The organism is Candidatus Protofrankia datiscae, from assembly GCF_000177615.2.
Classification (GTDB): domain Bacteria; phylum Actinomycetota; class Actinomycetes; order Frankiales; family Frankiaceae; genus Protofrankia; species Protofrankia coriariae.
The window spans coordinates 1,011,532-1,028,590 of the sequence record NC_015656.1 but is presented as its reverse complement, the minus strand read 5'-3'; the positions used below and the strand labels follow the sequence as shown (position 1 = coordinate 1,028,590).

Sequence of the window (17,059 nt, the reverse complement as noted above, 5' to 3'; positions counted from 1 at the left end):
CGGACACCGTCCAGGCCTGGAACGTCGCCCCCGGGGCTGGCGCCGGCCAGAGCCGGGATTCGCCACGGTGGGCCGCCCGGCCCCGGCCGGCGGGGAAGAAACCGGCGGGGAAGATAGAGCGAAGCGAAGAAGAAAAGATCGGCCGGCGACGGCGATTCCGTTGGCGTCAGCCAGCATCCGTCGATGCCCGTTGGCGACGGCTCGGTCGGCGACCGCGCTTCAGCTCAGCCGGTGACGGCGATGTCGGCGAGGTTCTTGACGACCGGGACGCAGATCCGTTCGACCCAGGCGTCCACCGCCTCACCGCCGGGCGGGACGACGATCACGGTGTCGATGCCGAGGCGCGCGTACCGCTCGGCCTCGGCGAGGAAGGCGCCGGTGTCCTCCCGGGCCAGCGCGTCGCCGTTGTAGATGATCGTCTTGGAGATCTCCGCGTAGTCGCGGCCGACCGCGTCGCAGTGCGCCTTCAGCACGTCGAGCTTGTGCGCCACCACGTCCGCCGAAGGAGCGAACAGGTTGCAGGCGTCGCCGTAGGTCGCCACCAGGCGCAGTGTCTTGCGCTCCCCACTGCCCCCGATCAGGATCGGCACGCGGGGCCGGCTGATCGGCGCCGGCACGCACAGCGTCTCGGCAAGCTGGTAGTGCCGGCCGGTGAAGGGGCCGTTGTCCTCACTCCACATCTGCCGGCAGATCCGCAGCGTCTCCTCCAGCCGCTCGAACCGCTCGGCGACCGGCGGGAACGGCACCCCCAGCCCATGGTGCTCGCGGTCGTACCAGGCGGCGCCGATGCCGAGCTCCGCGCGTCCGCCCGACAGCACGTCCAGGGTGGCTATGATCTTCGCGAGAAGCCCGGGGTGGCGGTAGGTCACGCCGGTGACCAGCAGGCCGAGCCGCAGCCTGGACGTGTGGGCGGCGAGGAACCCCAGGGTGGTGTAGCCCTCCAACATCGGCTCGTCGGCCGGGAACATCTCCTCCATCTGGAAGTAGTGGTCCATCACGCTGAGACGGGCCACGCCCGCGTCGTCGGCGACCCGGGCGGCCCGTCCCAGGACCGGCCCGATCGTCTCCGCCCCGCCCGGCCAGGTGAACCGGACCACGTGTACGCCAAGCAGCATCGCCAACTCCTCACGTCCTGCGTTCCGGCCGTCGTCCCCATCCTGACGGACGTCGGCGGGCATGGCCACGCTGGGACCACCCGGCGTACCCCGGGCGTGGGCACCATGGGGCCGTGTGAGCCCAACCGTTCAGGACTCTCGGGGAACCCTGGCACGGACGCTGTGGCCGCCCGGTACCGGATGGACGACCCACACCCACCTCGTGCCACCGCCCTGCCACCTCCGCATCATCACCATTTTGCGGTCGTACCGTTACTATCCGCCGGTCGCGGGCTGGATACGGCTGCGAATCGGGCAGATGCCCGGCCGACCTGGGAGGATCAGCCCCGGGCGGGTTCGCGGCAGCAGATCCCGCGTAGCGGCGGGAGCGCCAGGCAGAGCGAGGAGAAGCGCGCATGCAGTTCGGCCGTTACTACGAGGAGTTCGAGGTCGGCGCGGTCTACAAGCACTGGCCGGGCAAGACGGTCACCGAGTACGACGACCACCTGTTCTGCCTGCTGACCATGAACCACCATCCGCTGCACCTGGACGCGCACTACGCCGAGGAGACCACCCAGTTCAAACGGAACGTCGTCGTCGGCAACTACGTGTACTCGCTGCTGCTCGGCATGTCCGTTCCGGACGTCTCCGGCAAGGCCATCGCCAACCTCGAGGTCGAATCCCTCCGGCATGTGAAGCCGGTCTTCCACGGCGACACCATCTACGGCGAGTCCGAGGTGCTGGGCAAGGTCGAGTCGAAGAGCAAGGACGACCGGGGCATCGTGCAGGTCGAGACCCGCGGCTACAACCAGGACGGCACCCTGGTCTGCATCTACCGCCGCAAGGTGATGGTGCCCAAGCGCTCCTACGGCGAGGCCCGCGGCGGCGAGCAACCCGGCCGCCCCGTCCCCAACGGCACCTGACACCTTCTTCTGCCTTCTGCCGCCTCTTCCTTCCGCCCTGTACGTCGGCATGGCGCCTACGCGGTCGTGATACCCCAGATGGCGAGGGCGTCCAGCAGGCCTTCGGTGAGGGCTGTGGCCCGCAGGTCGGGGCACCAGCGGACGTCCGCGGCGTCGTCCCCGGCCCGCAGGATCCCGCCGCCGATGTCGCACACGTAGTCGGCGATGTCGTAGACGGCTCCGTCCGGCCCCGGCCGCGTGACCCGCCCGACCAGCCGCCCGACGGCCACCTCCAGGCCGGTCTCCTCGCGGACCTCCCGGACGAGCGCGGCGCTGTCGCTCTCCCCGTGTTCGACCCGCCCGCCCGGCAGCGACCACAGCCCCCGGCCGGGCTCCCTGGCCCGCTGGACGAGCAGCAGCGCGCCGGCGGCATTCATGATGATCGCCCCGACGCACGGGACCCTTCGTTCGGTCTGCTCCAGCGGCACCCGATTTCCCGTCATCCGGCGAGTCCGATCGTCCTGACCGGCATGGACCGGTCATCGTGACCCGGTGTCATACCAGCCAGCTGTTCCCGTATCCACAATGCCGGCGGACGGCGGTGCCGGGCAAGCTCATCCCCCGACCAGTTCACCGGCCCGTCCACCGGCTCATCCGTCAACTCGTCTGTCGCACCGGTGCCCGCGTCGGCCCCGCATCAGTATCGTCGCAGGTCAGAACACGCCGTGGATCTTGGTTGACGAGTTTCACATGGCGCTCCCGGTAAACCGCCGGTAGGCCGACCGTTGGAGGCGAAGTGACCGCGGCTGTCGGCCGACCCCCCGTGGCACGCAACGAGCACATGACCTTCCGCGCCAACATGGGTGTCGGCCGGCACGGATGGCTGCGGCTCACCCCGGCCTACGGGGTGCGCCTCGTCCGGGAGAGCATTTCGCGCCTGCCGGCGGGCTCGGTCGTCACGGACCCTTTCTCCGGGACGGGCACCACTCCGCTCGCCGCCGCCGAACTCGGCCGTTACGGGCAGAGCGTCGACGTCAACCCTTTTCTCGTCTGGCTCGGCCGGACCAAGGTCCGGCACTATCCGCGTGAAACACTGCTGGCGGCCGTCGACGCCACACACGAAGTCGTCAGGACGGTCACCCAGACTGATCGCGACGCCGTCCTGTGGCAACCCGACATCTTCAACATAGAACGGTGGTGGACGCCCGGGACGCTGCACGCGCTGAAAGCGCTGCGGGCGGCGATCGACACGCACGAGGGAGCGGTTCGCGACCTTCTCGAGATCGCGCTGTGCCGGACGCTCATCGCGCGGAGCAACGCCGCGTTCAACCATCAGTCCATGTCCTTCCGGACGCCGTTCGAGGAGTCCGCCGGGGCATCCCCGAAGGATGTCGGTGACGGCGCTCCGGCACTGTTCGACCAGGCCGCGGCGGAAGCGGCGATCTCGGCGTTCGCGCTGGAGATGGACGCGGTGCTCCGGTCCGCCGCGTGCGACCTGCCGGGCTCCGCCGCAATCCACCAGGGCGACTCCCGGACGAGAATCGACCAGCTGAGGGAAGCGGACCTGATCATCACCAGCCCGCCCTACGTCAACCGTATGTCGTATGTCCGGGAACTACGCCCCTACATGTACTGGCTGCGCTTCCTGAACCTCGCCGGTGACGCCGGGGACCTCGACTGGCGGGCCATCGGCGGGACGTGGGGCACCGCGACGTCGAAACTGAACGGCTGGCGCCCCGAGGTCGACACCCCCGTGGACGACGCCATGGCCGCTGTATGCGCGAGAATCGCGGCGGACGGCGGGAAGAACGGCCCGCTGCTCGCGACCTACGTGCACAGGTACCACCACGACATGTGGCTGCACTTCCAGGCCGTCACACCGGCCGTGAAACGGGGCGGCGTGGTCTCCTACATCGTGGGGAACTCGACCTTCTACGGCCACGAGGTCCCTGCCCACACCTGGTATGCCACCATGCTGCGCGCCCTCGCCTACACGGACGTCGAGATCAGCACAATCCGCAAACGAAACTCGAACAAATCCCTCTACGAATACAACGTGAGCGCCCGCCGCCCATAAACCCGTCATATTCTGCCCCCACGCCCGAGCGAGGGCCAACAAGGACAGCGACAACACCAGTCCGCCGCCCCACGTACTCCAGTTTCTATACCCTCATGACCGGGCTGGGGTTAGTGAGGGCATCCCCTGCGGGACCCCCACTGAGCCGGGACGATGCTGTCCGGTTGCGAGGACCTGCCACAAACGATCTCGACAGAGATCGAAATCCGACCATCTCCATAGATCGACATCTATCCTGAGCTGCGCGCACGAGCCCGTTGATGATCAACAGAACAGCCCGCCGAACGATCATCCATGCGGCGGACGGACACCGAGACCACCGGCCATGAAGATCGGTTCATCTGTCGACCACGATCCGATGGCGACTGTCGATGTACGCTCCGTTCAGACGGTTCGGGCGGCCATGCCGGAACAGCGAACGTGTCCGGACCATCCGGCCGGGATCATCCGTCCGCAGGATTATTGGTTCAGCGATATCGAGGAGGCTCGGTCGTGCCGCGGCTGGCAGATGGTGGTGCTCGCACCGATCCTCGGTTCGGGGCCGGCCTGCTGTCCGTGCAGGATGCCGCCCGCTGCCTGGCGCTGCCACCACGAACATTCCGCCGGTGGGCCGTCAGCCACGACGGGCAGCCTCTGATACACGTTCTGCCCGCCGAACGGCCGCAAGCCCGTGTTCCGTTCATCGCCCTCGCCGAGGCTCATGTCCTGACGGCGCTGCGCCAGGCCGGGCTGCGCATCGCGAAGGCGCGGCCCGCGCTCAAAGCCCTCCAGCGGGAATTCGGACGCGACTACGTCCTGGCCGCCCGCGAGCTGGCCACCGACGGTATCGACCTGCTGTGGGACTTCTCCCGCAACATCCCCGGTGATGGCGAGCCCCTGATGGTGGCCGGCACCAACCAGTTGGTCTTCCGGGAGATCGTCGCCGGCTATCTGAAGTATCTGACCTGGGCAGACGACGGCTATCCCCGAATGCTGCGCCTCGCCGCGTTCGAGCCGGCCGACGTTGTCGTCGACATCGACCGGGCTTTCGGGCAGCCGATTTTCGCTGAAACACGCGTCCGGGTCTCGGACGTCGCCGCCATGGTCAACGCCGGGGAGAACCCGCATGAAGTAGCGCTCGAGTACGAGGTCACCGATGACGATGTCTGGGCCGCCACCCGCGTCCTACTGGGCAAAGCCGCCTGAGTTCTTCGTCGATGCCTCGCTCGGGGGACGAACCGTCACAGGCCGTCTACGCGAGCTGGGCTACGCCGTCCACACGCTGGCGGAAGTCTTCGGATCCAAGGCCGCGGCCAGCGGCCAGCCCGACACCGCATGGCTGACGCTTGTCCGCCGGACCGGATGGGTCGTTCTCGCCCGAGACGCCGCCATTCTCCGAAGACCCGACGAGCTCGCCGCGTTACGCGCCGCCCGCGTTCACATGTTCCTCTTCGAAGGCCAGCTCGCTCGCGAACAGATGCTCGACAGAATCAATACTCATCTCGCCACTATCGTGACCATCGCGACATCACGTGAACCACAGGTTACCTGGGTCAGCCAGCACAACGTCCACAGCATGACCGTCCGCCAACGTCGTAAACCCACCCATCCCACTGCCTGAACACACCCGCAGAAATCCTCACCCTCACGATCGAACCGTGGATACCGTCCGCGACCACCCACATGAGCCATGATCAGCGTGAATTTGTCGCCGTGTACGCTTTTCAACCCCACAGGCGTACACAACAACAAACTCGCGCCGATCTTCCCTGACAGCCGATAGCCGTCAGCATCTCCCACCGCCCCACGACTACACGCAGTGACATAGATGACACTCTATCGGCCGGACCGACAAATTCGGCGATGTTTCCACACCCTCGCACCCGAACCAGCATCAACGGAGCGATCATCGGCGACTTCAACGACAAGAACGTCCTGTTTCCATACCCTCACGATCGGGCTGGAGTTAGCGAGCTTCGGCTGCAACACCGCTCCGAGCCTGTACGACCTCGCCGTTTCTGTGCCCTCATGATCGGGCTGGGGTTAGTGAGGGCACCCCCTTCGGCGCTGCCGCCGAGCTGAGACGATGCTGTCCGGTTGCGAGGACCCGCCACAAACGATCTCGACAGAGATCGCAATCTGACCATCTCCGTAGATCAATATCTATCCTGAGCTGCGTGAACGAGCCCGTCTAGGATCATGGGCAAAACGGAGTTCAGCGGAACGATCTGTTCCGGCTGTTCCGACCGCGGCCGAGACAGCATGATCCTCCGCGTAACCCACCGGCCCACCGCCTATCCAGCGCGGCTCGCCCAACCCCTGAAGGGGCGTTCCACGGTTCTCCCCGAGCGCCAGCAGCGTGGGCCAGCGATGATTACCATGAGCTACTGCGACAGTGCTCAGAAAAATTCGGGAGAGCGGTCGATCCGGGCGTCCGCCGTTCGACGTACGGGTGAGAAGCGGGGAAGGGCCCCACCATCCCGATCAAGGAGTCGCAGTGCCACGGTATCTGACGTTGATCCGTATCAACGAGCGGGAGATCTCCCCGGAGGACATCGGCCCCGAAGTCCAGCAGCGCATGGGCGCGCTGCTGGAGGAGATGACCAGAGCGGGGGTGCTGCTGGACACGGCCGGGCTCACTCCGACCTCCGAGAGCACCCGGATCACCTGGTCCGACGGCAAGTTCAGCTACACCGACGGTCCGTTCACCGAAAGCAAGGAGGTGGTCGGCGGTTACAGCATCCTCCAGGTCAGGGACACGGCCGAGGCTCACGAGTGGAGCAGGCGCTTCCTACAGATCCACCCGGAGCACATCACCGTCACCGTCGAGGTCCGCGAGATCGCCACGGCGTGACCTGGCCGCGCTTGCCCCGCCGCGGCCCGGCTGGTCTGATGGGTGGCTGTGACGGCGGCAGGCGCGACCAAGGCGGTCGAAACGGCGTTCCGGATCGAGTACGCGCGGATCGTCGCCGGTGTCGCCCGCATCGTGCGGGACGTGGGCATCGCGCAGGAACTGGCGCAGGATGCGCTGGTCGCCGCGCTGGAGCAGTGGCCGCAGTCAGGTGTCCCGGACAGGCCGGGTGCTGGAGGACGTGCCGCCGCCCGAGACGACGGACCCCGATGACATCGACGACGACCTGCTGCGGCTGATCTTCGCCACCTGTCACCCTGTGCTGTCGACGCAGGCCCGGATCGCGCTCGCCCTGCGGTTGCTGTGCGGGCTGACGACCGAGGAGATCGCTCGGGCGTTTCTCGTCTCGGAGGCGACGGTCGCCCAGCGCATCGTCCGCGCGAAGCGGGCGCTTGCCAGGGCCGAGGTTCCCTTCGAGGTCCCGTACGGCCCTGACCGGGCGGCCCGGCTCTCGTCGGTTCTGGAAGTCATCTACCTGGTGTTCAACGAGGGCTATTCGGCGACGGCCGGCGACGACCTGGTACGTCCGGGCCTGTGCGAGGATGCGCTCCGCCTCGCCCGCGTCCTGGCCGGCCTGATGCCCACGGAACCCGAGGTCCAGGGGCTGGTTGCGCTCCTGGAGTTCCAGGGGTCCCGCCTGCCGGCCCGCACCGGCCCCGGTGGCGAGCCTGTCCTGCTCGCGGAGCAGGACCGTACCCGCTGGAACCGGATGCTGATCCACCGCGGTGTCGAGGCCCTGCACCGCGCGGGCCTGGGCCCCTATTCCCTCCAGGCCGCGATCGCAGCGTGCCACGCTCAGGCGATCCGCTACGAGGACACGGACTGGGCGATGATCGTCAAACTGTACGGACGGTTGACGGCGCTGACCGCCTCCCCGGTGGTGGAGTTGAACCGCGCGGTCGCCATCTCGATGTCGCAGGGCCCCGCGGCCGGCCTGAAGGTGGTGAACACCCTCGCGGACGAACCAGCGCTGAGGTCCTATCACCTGCTTCCCAGCGTCCGGGGGGATCTCCTCGAACGCCTGGGGCGGGTCGAGGAGGCACGAGCGGAATTCGCGCGAGCGGCATCCCTGACCCGCAACGCCCGCGAGCGGGACCTGCTCCTACAAAGGGCAACAAAGCTGTCCGACGCTCCCTGAACGCTCACATACCCTCATGATCGGGCTGGGGTTGGCGAGGGCACCCCCTTCGGGACCGCCGCTGAGCTGGAACGACGCTACCCGGTTGCGAGGACCTACCACAAACGATCTCAACAAAGATCGAAAACTGCCCGCTCATATAGATCAACATATGTTCCGAGCTGCGCAAACAAAGCTGTCGGGGATCATGGCAAAAACGAGATCTGGGGAAACGATCTGTACCGGCTCCAGCCCGTCGCGCCCGGCGGTTGAGGAGCAGCTTGACCTCCCGTGGCAGTGGAGCATCGGCCAAGTCGACGAGAACCCCCAACCGGGATGCGGGGGCGAGGAGGTGCGGGGTCAGGGGGCGGTTTCGAGGAATTCGGCGATGGTGCGGTAGGCCAGGGCCTCGTCGAACGATCCTTCACACCGCGACCGCGCGCAGTGACCCACGACCAACAGCCGCGAAGATCATTTCATCCGTCGATCACGATCCGACGGCGAATGTCGATGTACGCTCTGTTCAGGCAGTCCGGGTAATCATGTCGGAACGGCAAACATACCCGGACCAGCCCGGGATTATCGTTCACCGGATTATTGGTTCAGCGATATTGTGGAGGCTCAGTCGTGCGGTCGCGGGCAAATGGTGGCGCCCCCACCGACTCCGCCGATCCTCGGTTCGGGGCCGGCCTGCTGTCCGTGCAGGATGCCGCCCGCGAGCTGGCCACCGACGGTATCGACCTGCTGTGGGACTTCTCCCGCAACATCCCCGGTGATGGCGAGCCCCTGATGGTGGCCGGCACCAACCAGTTGGTCTTCCGGGAGATCGTCGCCGGCTATCTGAAGTATCTGACCTGGGCAGACGACGGCTATCCCCGAATGCTGCGCCTCGCCGCGTTCGAGCCGGCCGACGTTGTCGTCGACATCGACCGGGCTTTCGGGCAGCCGATTTTCGCTGAAACACGCGTCCGGGTCTCGGACGTCGCCGCCACGGTCAACGCCGGGGAAGACCCATATAAGGCCGTAATGGCCACGGTCGGATCATCCCCACACGGCCTGGGCCACGCCCATGCCGAGGACGGCAGCGCCGACGGCGGCGAGCACGCTGCCGACCACGTTCGCGGCGGCAAGCAGGCGGGCGCCGTCCTCGGCCAGCCGCAGCGTCTCGTAGGAGAACGTCGAATACGTGCTCAACGCCCCGCACAGCCCGGTCCCGACCCCCAGCCCCACCCGCGACGACGCGGCCCCCGCCAGCACCGCCCCGCTGACCAGGCCGAGGACGGCGCTGGCGGCCACGTTGACGGTGAACGTGCCCCAGGGGAACGCCGTGTCGTGACGGGCCTGCACCGCACGGTCGGTCAGATAGCGCAGCGGCGCGCCGACGGCCGCCCCGACGATCACCAGCAGCCAGTTCACCGGCCCGCTGCCCGGCCGACGTAGCGGATCACCTCGACCTCGTCGAGGATCACCAGCCCCTCGGTGACGAGCTCGTCGAGCTGCGGCAGGAACGCGCGTATCCGCGGCTCGTCGTCAACGATGATCACCGCCACTGGCAGGTCCTGGCTCATCGACAGCAGCCGGGTGGTGTGCACGACCGAGGAGGCGCCGAACCCCTCCACCCCGTGGAACACGCTCGCGCCGGCCAGCCCGGCGCGGTGCGCCCGGTGCACGATCTCGGTGGCCAGCGGCCGGTGGTGCCACAGGTCGCTTTCTCCCACGAACACCGTCAGCCGCAGGGCCCGGCCGGTCAGCCTCATCGCGTCCGCCTCCCCATCACCTGCCGCGTTGCCACGGCCGCCGCCCACACCGCGCCCAGCGCCAGCGTCACGGTCAGCGCCAGGTATGCCAGCGCCAGCCCGGCCCGGCCGGTGTCCAGCAGCCGTTCGGCGTCGACCGCGTAGGTGGAGAACGTGGTGAACCCGCCCAGCACGCCGGTGCCGAGGAACGGCCGCACCAGCGGGTGCACCGCCCGCACCTCGGTGATCACCACCATGAGCAGCCCGATCGCCGCGCATCCCGCCGTGTTCACCGCCAGCGTGGTCCACGGGAAGGAACCGGGCAGGGTCGACCAGAGCAGCGACGCGCCGTAACGGGCGCACGCCCCGATCGCCCCGCCAACCGCGATCGCCGCCAGCAGCGGTACCGGCCAGCGGCGCAACTCCCGGCGCTGCGCCAGAACATGCAGGTCCACATCCAGATCGGTGGGCCGCACGGCCTCCTGCGAGCGGGTGCCGTCCACGCGTACCTCCCTACCTGCGCGTCACCCGGCTTCGGCCGGGCACGACTCGTCACAAGTAGGGACTGTTGGCGACACCAGGTGCCCACCAGGTGTCACGGTTCGGATACGGCGAGCCCCACCGCCGCGCGGCGACAACAACCGCCACCGACAGCCAACATACCGGGTCCGACACCCTCCGCGGCCCATCCCCCGACGCACGACCGTCGACCCGACGATCAGTGCCTGAACGCCCCGACCGTTGCCTCCACGGCCGGCCCGGCATCCCGGCAGCGGCCCTTCTTCGCGCCCTGGCCTCGAACCATTTTCCCGATTCGCCCACGATGCCATCGACGACTCACCGACAACGACATCCAGGACATCGCCCGTGTTCCACTAGGAAAACTGTTCCACCAGGAAAATCCGCCTGATTTCCCTGCCAGTCCACCCGGTGAATCCGCGTCCCCCGAGAGGGCCGAGACGAACGACGCGTATTCACATTCGCCGTGCCAGCTCTACGACAGGAAAGAAATTTCTGTCTGGCCGTACTGGCCGTACTGGCTGTAATCAAGCGGATCCGAATGGTGCGGATGGAGCATGGCATCGTCGACGACGGTACCGCGGGGGAGCCCTGTTCTCGGCGGTGTGCCGGGTGGACGAGATACCGGCGGAGAGGACGGCTACTCTGAGCGTCCGGATTCCGGGTCCACAGGGGGGATACGATGCCGGCATCGTTGATATTGAAGTTTCCAGCTCCGCCGCGTACGCCGTCGCCGCGCCAGTTACTCGGCGCCGCGGCGCGGCTCTTCGAGACCGTCGACAGCGATCATCACGCGGAGAGCAAGCCGTTCGCGGTCGGACCTGTCACGCCTTCGCCCGGTTCGGGCGCGCCGGCAGCAGGGGGTGCTGCCGCAGGCTCGGCGGGTTCTACGGGTCCCGCCAGCTCGACGAGTTCCACGGGCTCCACGGGCTCCACGTCGTCCACCGGTGCGGCGGGTGCGGCGGGCTGTCCGGGGATGACGCTCTGGCGGCTGGGCTGGCTCAGGGATGGCGAGCTGCCCGAGGGCTGGCCGCCGCGGATGGTTCGTTTCGGGCCGTGCGAACTGCGGGTCACCGGGTTCGACGTGGACCCATGGCCGTTCGCGCGGCTGGCGTCGGCCGGGCCGACCCGGCGCGTCCGGCTACGGATGATCACACCGCTGTTCTTCTCCCGTAGCGGCCGGGACCTGCCACTGCCCGAACCGGTGCTGATCGTGCGCTCGCTGTGGACCCGGTGGAACATCTACGCCCCGGCCGCCCTGGCGATCGATGAAGGCATCGTGCGTGAGCTGGCCGACGCGGTGTTCCTGGACTCCGTCTCCGGGGCGAGTCGGCAGGTCCCGCTCACAGAGCAGGTCCGGCAGGTCGGGTTCGTGGGCAGCGCCGAGCTGCGCCTGCTGAAGACGGCGTCGGTGACCGTGGCGGACGTCTTCGGCGCGCTGAGCCGGTTCGCGGCCATCGCCGGGATCGGCGCGCTGACCACCCACGGTTTCGGCGCCGTCGAGGTGGGACCGACCGTGTGACGCCAGGTGGTCTGGCCCGGCCCCGTCTCGGCGGAGCCGGGCCAGACCGGGTCGGATCGGGCCAGGCCGGCTACGGATCCGGGCGGGTCACAGGTCGAGGCCGGTGAGGACGAGGACCCGTTCGACGGTGAGGTCCTCCATGGCCGCGTGTACGCCCTCCCGTCCCACGCCGGAGTCCTTGGCGCCGCCGTAGGGCATCTGGTCCGCCCGGTAGGACGGGACGTCCCCGACGATCACACCGCCGACATCGAGCTGGCGGTGGGCGTGGAAGGCCGTCGCCACGTCGTGGGTGAAGATCCCGGCCTGTAGGCCGTAGGGGCTGTCGTTGATCCGGGCCAGGCCGTCGTCGAGCCCGTCGACCGGTTCGATGACCAGCACCGGCCCGAACACCTCCTCTCGTACCACCTTCGCCTCGGGTGGCACGCCGCGCAGCACGGTCGGGGTGATGGACGTGCCGTCCCGCTTGCCGCCGGTGACGACCGTGGCGCCGGCGTCGACGGCCTCGGCGATCCAGCGTTCGACCCGTTCCGCGGCGGTCAGGTCGATCAGCGGCCCGACCTCGGTCGCCTCGTCGGCGGGGTCGCCGGTGTGCAGCCGCTCGACCGCGGCCGTCACCTCGCTCAGCAACGTCTCGTACACGCTACGTTCGGCATACACACGTTGGACGGCGATGCAGGACTGGCCGGCCTGGTAGTTGGCGAACGTCGCGATCCGCTGCGCGGCCTGGCGCAGGTCCGACGGCGACGACCAGTCAGCGGCGACGAGCACCGCCGCGTTGCCGCCGAGCTCGAGGACGACGTGCTTGCGGGGCACGGCGTCCCGGATCGACCAGCCGACCGCCGCGGAGCCGGTGAACGACACCACCGGCAGCCGCGGGTCCGCGACCAGGCCCGGCATGGCCTCGTTCGGCACGGTCAGCACCGACCACGACCCTTCGGGCAGGTCGGTCTCGGCGAGCAGTTCGGCGAGCAACAGGGACGACAGCGGCGTCTTCGGCGCCGGCTTGACGATGATCGGCGCGCCGACGGCCAGCGCCGGCGCGACCTTGTGCGCGACCAGGTTCAGCGGGAAGTTGAACGGCGTGATCCCCAGCACCGGGCCGCGGGGGACGCGCCGGACCACGGCCAGCCGCCCCGCCCCCGCCGGGTCGGTGTCGAGCCGTTGCAGGTCCCCGGACCAGCGCCGGGCCTCCTCCGCGCCCCAGCGGAAGGTCGACGTCGCCCTGGCGACCTCGGCCCGCGCCCAGGTCAGCGGTTTGCCGCTCTCGGCGGTGATGAGCGCGGCGATCTCCTCACCGCGCTCGGCGATCCGGCCGCTGACGTGGGTGAGGGCGGCGGCCCGGCCGTGCGCCGAGACGGCCGCCAGCTCCCGCGCGGCCCGGGCGGCGGCGGCCACCGCCACGTCCACCTGGCCGGCGTCCGGTTGCGAGACCGTGGCGATCGGACGGCCGTCCCACGGGTGACGCACCTCGAATGCCGTCGAACCCGTCGCCGGCCGGCCCGCCACCCAGAACGGTTCGACCTTGCCCATGGATGCCACTACTCCACCTTCGTGCACAGGACGCTCGGAAGGGCGGCGCCACGCGGGACGGGACAACGTCGGGATACCGAACAACCGGCAACAACCGTCAACCAGCGGCGATGACCGGACGACCGAGTGGACGCGCACGTGTATGTACGCGCCGTGCCGACGCCGGGATCCCGGACGCCGGAGCCGGGCGCACAGTCACACCAGCCACACGGACCACGCCGGACGGCCGAGCGCAACACCCGTTGTGACGCCCACTGATGCCACCCGGTCAGGCAATACCCGGCCCGGGCGAGATGAAGCACCCTCTCGGGCAGGGCGAAACATCCACGGCGGCTCCAACGGCGGCTCCGCAGCGGCTCCGCGGCGGTCCCACGGCGGTCCCACGGTGACTTTCCACAGTGGCCTCTCACCGGCCTTCCCACTGTGGCCTCTCACAGTGGTTCCGCGGCGGCTTCACGGTGGCGGACGAAGGCTGCGGGGCGAGGCGTCCGTGGTCCGCCCTCGACGGGTTTGACGAACGAAAGCCAAGGGAAGTGACCACGGCTATGAAAGCGTCGTCGAATGGTGCGTATCGCCTGGAGGTCCGCCGGGGAGCCCACCGGTGACGACCCCTCCTGCCTGTCCCCGGTGCCTGGGGGCACTGCGTCCGCCTGATCTGTGGAACGACCAGTGGCGCTGCGAGGAGCACGGGGAGGTCGCACCGTACCGGGTCGCGACGTCGTCCCGCGAGCAGGCGCTGCTCTTCCTGGCGCGCGCGGCCACGGCGCCGGTCTGGGTGCCCTGGCCGATGCCGGTGCACTGGTTCGGCAGCGGGGTCGCCTGGGCCGGTGACGAGCGCACCGGGCCGCGGGCCACCGCGTTCGCCGCCGGCGGGCCGTCCCCGCTCGGTGGGCCGGCCGAGCTGATCCTCGTCGCCGAGGAGCCCGGGACGGGTCTCGGGGCGCGGCTGGCGGGGCTGTCGGGCACCGATCCGCAGCGCATCGGCGGCAAGCCCGAGGAGAAGATCGAGGCGGCCGGGCATCCGACCGCCCTGTGGCCGGTGCTCTGCCCACCCGACCGGGCGGTGTTCGTCGGGGAGGCCTACGGGGTGTGGCTGTGGGTCGCGCTCTGGCCGTCCGACGCGGCCACGCTCCTGCTCGAGCACCTCGTCCTGTGGGATCTGCGCAGTACCGAGATGCTCGCCACCTGCCTGCTGTTCGGCGCCGACAGCACCCACCTGTAGCCCGCACCGTAGCGCCATCCACAACCGTCGGCATCCACAATCACAACCACCGCGGAATACGGCTGTGGAACGTAACTGTCGGTCTCAGGCGGCACAGTTGTTGTTGGGTCCGCTGCCTGCGATGCGGACCACGGTCCTGGCGGCGAGCGCCGTGCCACGGCTCGCCAACGCGTGGACGGGCGTGTAGTCAGCCGGTGTCGTCTTCTTCGCCTCGGCCGTCGCCGCCCGCGCCGCCGCCAGATCGACCACCATCAGTTCCACCCTGTACTTCTGGCCGACGCTGCTGTCCCCGTCACCGAAATACTGGCGGCCGCGCCATGACGAGAGCGTGGACGGCTTGTCCCAGCCGAACACGTACGTGACGTACTTGTTGGGCTTCTCGCTGCTCAGATTCCGCACCGCGAGGATCAGGGTCTTGCCGGCCGGCAGCCGGGAGGTACCCGAGAAATAGGCGCACTGCCGTACCTGGGTCCCTTCGGCGGGTGCCCCGATCGCACCGGCGGGCCTGACGGGGGTCGGCTGGGTACTGGGCCGCTGGGTACTGCCAGGCGGCCCAGTGGTGGCAGGGTGCTGGGTAGGTGGCACCGACGGTGTGAGGACGTCTTCCCCGGGTGCCGCCTGCCTCGTGCCGGGCGGGGAGAACGCTGCGGACTCCGATGGCGGCACGGGTGTGACCGTGGCGGACGGCGGGCCGGTCGCCACGGGCCCGGCTGGGTCGGCCGGCCTGGTCAGGGGCGGGTCGGCCGACCCTCGATCGGCCGGCTCCGGCCACGCCCCCAGCAGACCGTCCGCGTTGGAAGGCCTCAGCAGGACGATCCCCAGCAGCACGGTGATCCCAACCACGACCAGCGCCGGCACCGACAGCACCAACCGGCCGCGCAGCGCGGCCAGGCCGGACGCCGGCCGCGCCCCGGGCTCGGCCTTCTCCGTCACCGACGTTTCCGACGGTTCCGACGGTTTTTCTCCCGGCGCTTTCGAGGGTGTTTTCCGCGGCGTTCCCGATGATACTTCCGACGCTGTTCCCGCCGAGACCATTCCCAGTAGCTGACCGGCCCATGCGGGACCATCCGAAGGCCGCCGCGCCGGATCCTCGGCGAGCATGGCGAGCACATGTGCCGCGAACGCCTCCGGATTAGGAACGCCAGCCTCCCGCCCGACCGCGCGCACCTCTTTCCTGAGCGTGCGGATGGCATCCCTCGACGGCTCCGGCGGAACTTTGCCGAGAACGCAGGCAACAGCCACGGCACCCAGCGAGTACAGGTCGGCCGACGGCTGTCGCGGGGCATACGGGTCCGCGATGACTTCGGGAGCCGTGTATCCGATGCTGTACATCCCGCCGCCGGAGCCGTCGTCGAGGAGACGCATCATGCTCAGGTCGACGAGCACGACCCCCCGTTCCGGATGAACAATGCAGTTACCCGGTTTGACGTCACAGTGAACGCTTGGATTACCCTTCATCTGGCTCAGGGAGTGCAGTTTGCCGAGCACGTCGGCGATCTGCGTGACGTACTTCATACGCTCGACGATCGTCCGGCCACCGGCCGGGGCACCGTAGACAAGCTCGGCAAGGGTCTCCCCCTCGACCCACTCCATCGCGAGATAGGGGATGTTCGCCTCGCCGTCCACGGCCCCCTCGTGGTGCGACCGCGCTCCGAGGAAGATCTCGTGCGGCTTCACCACATGCGTGGTTCCCAGCGCGTTCAGCAGAACGATCTGATCTTTCCAGCGTTGGATCTCCCTGGCGGACGGCCAGTCGTCGGGCCCTCCCCGCGGCCGGTTCAGGGACTTGACCGCGAACAGCAGCGGGAGGCTCAGCTTTCCCCGGTAGAGGGCCCGCCACACGGTGCCCTCGCCACCTGCGATTCCCTTGCCCAGCAACTCGTACTGGTCGGGCGCCTCCGGCGGCCCCACGAACAGGCCGTTCGGGCGCTCGGGATCCCCGGGATCAGAAGCCCCGGACCCAGGCGTAGTGGTCACTGTCATCCCGGCCTTGTTCTATCACGTGGAAGACCTTCGGCGTCCTCCACCCTTATCAGACCATTCCAGATCGCCCAACGCGCCGGCGGCCGTCAGAAGTCTTCTCACAGCGGCCCGCCCAGCCGACCATCAGAACGATCACACCATAGCCGCTTGTCAAGAATCAAGAATTGTCGACGGCCGACCGGGCGGGCACAGGCGGATCATGATGTCCCGTTGTCCGTACAATACGTGGCGATACGCAGGACACCCGAGTCACCGTCATCGCCAGGGAGACCTCATCGTGGCCGGTCAACGGTGTGATCCATCGCCTCCGGGCTACGGTTACAGCCCGCCACCGCCGCTGAAGAAAAAGCATCACCTCGAGCAGGCGAACCGAAATGTTCCGACCATCTCAGCCGGCCAGCCGGCCAGCCGGCCAGCAGCCCGTCACGCCAACCGGGCAACATAAGATCGTTCATACTGGCACGAGT

13 protein-coding genes and 2 pseudogenes are annotated in these 17,059 nt (G+C 68.6%); 8 read left to right on the top strand and 7 right to left on the bottom strand.

Annotated elements, in window-relative coordinates:
* Positions 1-224 precede the first annotated feature (224 nt).
* Complete coding sequence (locus FSYMDG_RS04300; protein WP_013872365.1) at positions 225-1,115, bottom strand: LLM class F420-dependent oxidoreductase; 891 nt, start codon at positions 1,113-1,115, stop codon at positions 225-227.
* Positions 1,116-1,504: 389 nt separating this feature from the next.
* Between FSYMDG_RS04300 and FSYMDG_RS04295 the strand changes: the two are divergent.
* A pseudogene (locus FSYMDG_RS04295) lies at positions 1,505-2,017 on the top strand (MaoC family dehydratase); the annotation flags it as partial.
* Between the two features lie 56 nt (positions 2,018-2,073).
* Here FSYMDG_RS04295 and FSYMDG_RS04290 read toward each other — a convergent pair.
* Entirely contained in the window at positions 2,074-2,499 is a 426-nt protein-coding gene (locus FSYMDG_RS04290) for an NUDIX hydrolase (protein WP_013872363.1), read from the bottom strand.
* A 293-nt stretch (positions 2,500-2,792) separates the two neighbouring features.
* Between FSYMDG_RS04290 and FSYMDG_RS04285 the strand changes: the two genes are divergently transcribed.
* The 5 genes and pseudogenes from FSYMDG_RS04285 to FSYMDG_RS04260 all read left to right on the top strand — a co-directional run bounded on the left by FSYMDG_RS04285 (position 2,793) and on the right by FSYMDG_RS04260 (position 8,101).
* Positions 2,793-4,073 carry a DNA methyltransferase gene (locus tag FSYMDG_RS04285; protein WP_013872362.1) on the top strand — a complete coding sequence of 427 codons (1,281 nt, stop codon included), beginning with the start codon at positions 2,793-2,795 and terminating at the stop codon, positions 4,071-4,073.
* 492 nt (positions 4,074-4,565) lie between these two features.
* Complete coding sequence (locus FSYMDG_RS04280; RefSeq protein ID WP_013872361.1) at positions 4,566-5,258, top strand: DUF433 domain-containing protein; 693 nt, start codon at positions 4,566-4,568, stop codon at positions 5,256-5,258.
* The gene (locus FSYMDG_RS22680) at positions 5,209-5,673 is read left to right on the top strand and encodes a hypothetical protein (protein WP_013872360.1); all 465 of its coding nucleotides are present in this window, start codon (positions 5,209-5,211) and stop codon (positions 5,671-5,673) included. Before FSYMDG_RS04280 ends, FSYMDG_RS22680 begins: the two co-directional genes overlap by 50 nt.
* A gap of 876 nt (positions 5,674-6,549) precedes the next feature.
* The gene (locus tag FSYMDG_RS04265) at positions 6,550-6,906 is read left to right on the top strand and encodes a YciI family protein (protein ID WP_013872359.1); all 357 of its coding nucleotides are present in this window, start codon (positions 6,550-6,552) and stop codon (positions 6,904-6,906) included.
* 48 nt (positions 6,907-6,954) lie between these two features.
* Positions 6,955-8,101 (top strand): annotated as a pseudogene (locus FSYMDG_RS04260) (RNA polymerase sigma factor).
* 1,020 nt (positions 8,102-9,121) lie between these two features.
* Here FSYMDG_RS04260 and FSYMDG_RS04255 read toward each other — a convergent pair.
* From FSYMDG_RS04255 to crcB, 3 genes are read right to left on the bottom strand one after another with little or no spacing between them, the layout of a single operon-like run.
* Positions 9,122-9,496, bottom strand: coding sequence for a fluoride efflux transporter FluC (locus tag FSYMDG_RS04255; RefSeq protein WP_013872358.1), 375 nt, complete (start codon positions 9,494-9,496; stop codon positions 9,122-9,124).
* A complete protein-coding gene (locus FSYMDG_RS04250) occupies positions 9,493-9,837 on the bottom strand; it encodes a DUF190 domain-containing protein (protein ID WP_013872357.1) in 345 nt (114 codons plus the stop codon). The genes FSYMDG_RS04255 and FSYMDG_RS04250 overlap by 4 nt, the downstream gene beginning before the upstream one ends.
* A complete protein-coding gene (gene crcB, locus FSYMDG_RS04245) occupies positions 9,834-10,319 on the bottom strand; it encodes a fluoride efflux transporter CrcB (protein WP_013872356.1) in 486 nt (161 codons plus the stop codon). The genes FSYMDG_RS04250 and crcB overlap by 4 nt, the downstream gene beginning before the upstream one ends.
* A 992-nt stretch (positions 10,320-11,311) precedes the next feature.
* Between crcB and cas6 the strand changes: the two genes are divergently transcribed.
* Entirely contained in the window at positions 11,312-11,857 is a 546-nt protein-coding gene (gene cas6, locus FSYMDG_RS04240; RefSeq protein WP_013872355.1) for a CRISPR system precrRNA processing endoribonuclease RAMP protein Cas6, read from the top strand.
* 87 nt (positions 11,858-11,944) lie between these two features.
* Here the strand turns inward: cas6 and FSYMDG_RS04235 are convergent, their stop codons facing one another.
* A complete protein-coding gene (locus FSYMDG_RS04235; RefSeq protein WP_043602939.1) occupies positions 11,945-13,387 on the bottom strand; it encodes an aldehyde dehydrogenase family protein in 1,443 nt (480 codons plus the stop codon).
* Positions 13,388-13,988: 601 nt separating this feature from the next.
* Here FSYMDG_RS04235 and FSYMDG_RS04230 point away from each other — a divergent pair.
* Positions 13,989-14,609 (top strand): DUF6758 family protein, encoded by a 621-nt coding sequence (locus tag FSYMDG_RS04230; RefSeq protein ID WP_013872353.1) that lies wholly within the window; start codon positions 13,989-13,991, stop codon positions 14,607-14,609.
* Positions 14,610-14,693: 84 nt separating this feature from the next.
* Here FSYMDG_RS04230 and FSYMDG_RS04225 read toward each other — a convergent pair whose 3' ends face one another.
* Positions 14,694-16,592 (bottom strand): serine/threonine protein kinase, encoded by a 1,899-nt coding sequence (locus FSYMDG_RS04225; protein ID WP_013872352.1) that lies wholly within the window; start codon positions 16,590-16,592, stop codon positions 14,694-14,696.
* Between the last annotated feature and the right edge of the window lie 467 nt (positions 16,593-17,059).

Excerpts from the sequence above, each read along its gene's own strand:
- FSYMDG_RS04290 (WP_013872363.1), bottom strand. The coding sequence starts at position 2,499 with ATGACGGGAAATCGGGTGCCGCTGGAGCAGACCGAACGAAGGGTCCCG.
- FSYMDG_RS04225 (WP_013872352.1), bottom strand. The coding sequence starts at position 16,592 with ATGACAGTGACCACTACGCCTGGGTCCGGGGCTTCTGATCCCGGGGAT.
- FSYMDG_RS22680 (WP_013872360.1), top strand. The coding sequence starts at position 5,209 with ATGACGATGTCTGGGCCGCCACCCGCGTCCTACTGGGCAAAGCCGCCT.
- cas6 (WP_013872355.1), top strand. The coding sequence starts at position 11,312 with ATGACGCTCTGGCGGCTGGGCTGGCTCAGGGATGGCGAGCTGCCCGAG.
- FSYMDG_RS04235 (WP_043602939.1), bottom strand. The coding sequence starts at position 13,387 with ATGGGCAAGGTCGAACCGTTCTGGGTGGCGGGCCGGCCGGCGACGGGT.
- FSYMDG_RS04250 (WP_013872357.1), bottom strand. The coding sequence starts at position 9,837 with ATGAGGCTGACCGGCCGGGCCCTGCGGCTGACGGTGTTCGTGGGAGAA.
- FSYMDG_RS04300 (WP_013872365.1), bottom strand. The coding sequence starts at position 1,115 with ATGCTGCTTGGCGTACACGTGGTCCGGTTCACCTGGCCGGGCGGGGCG.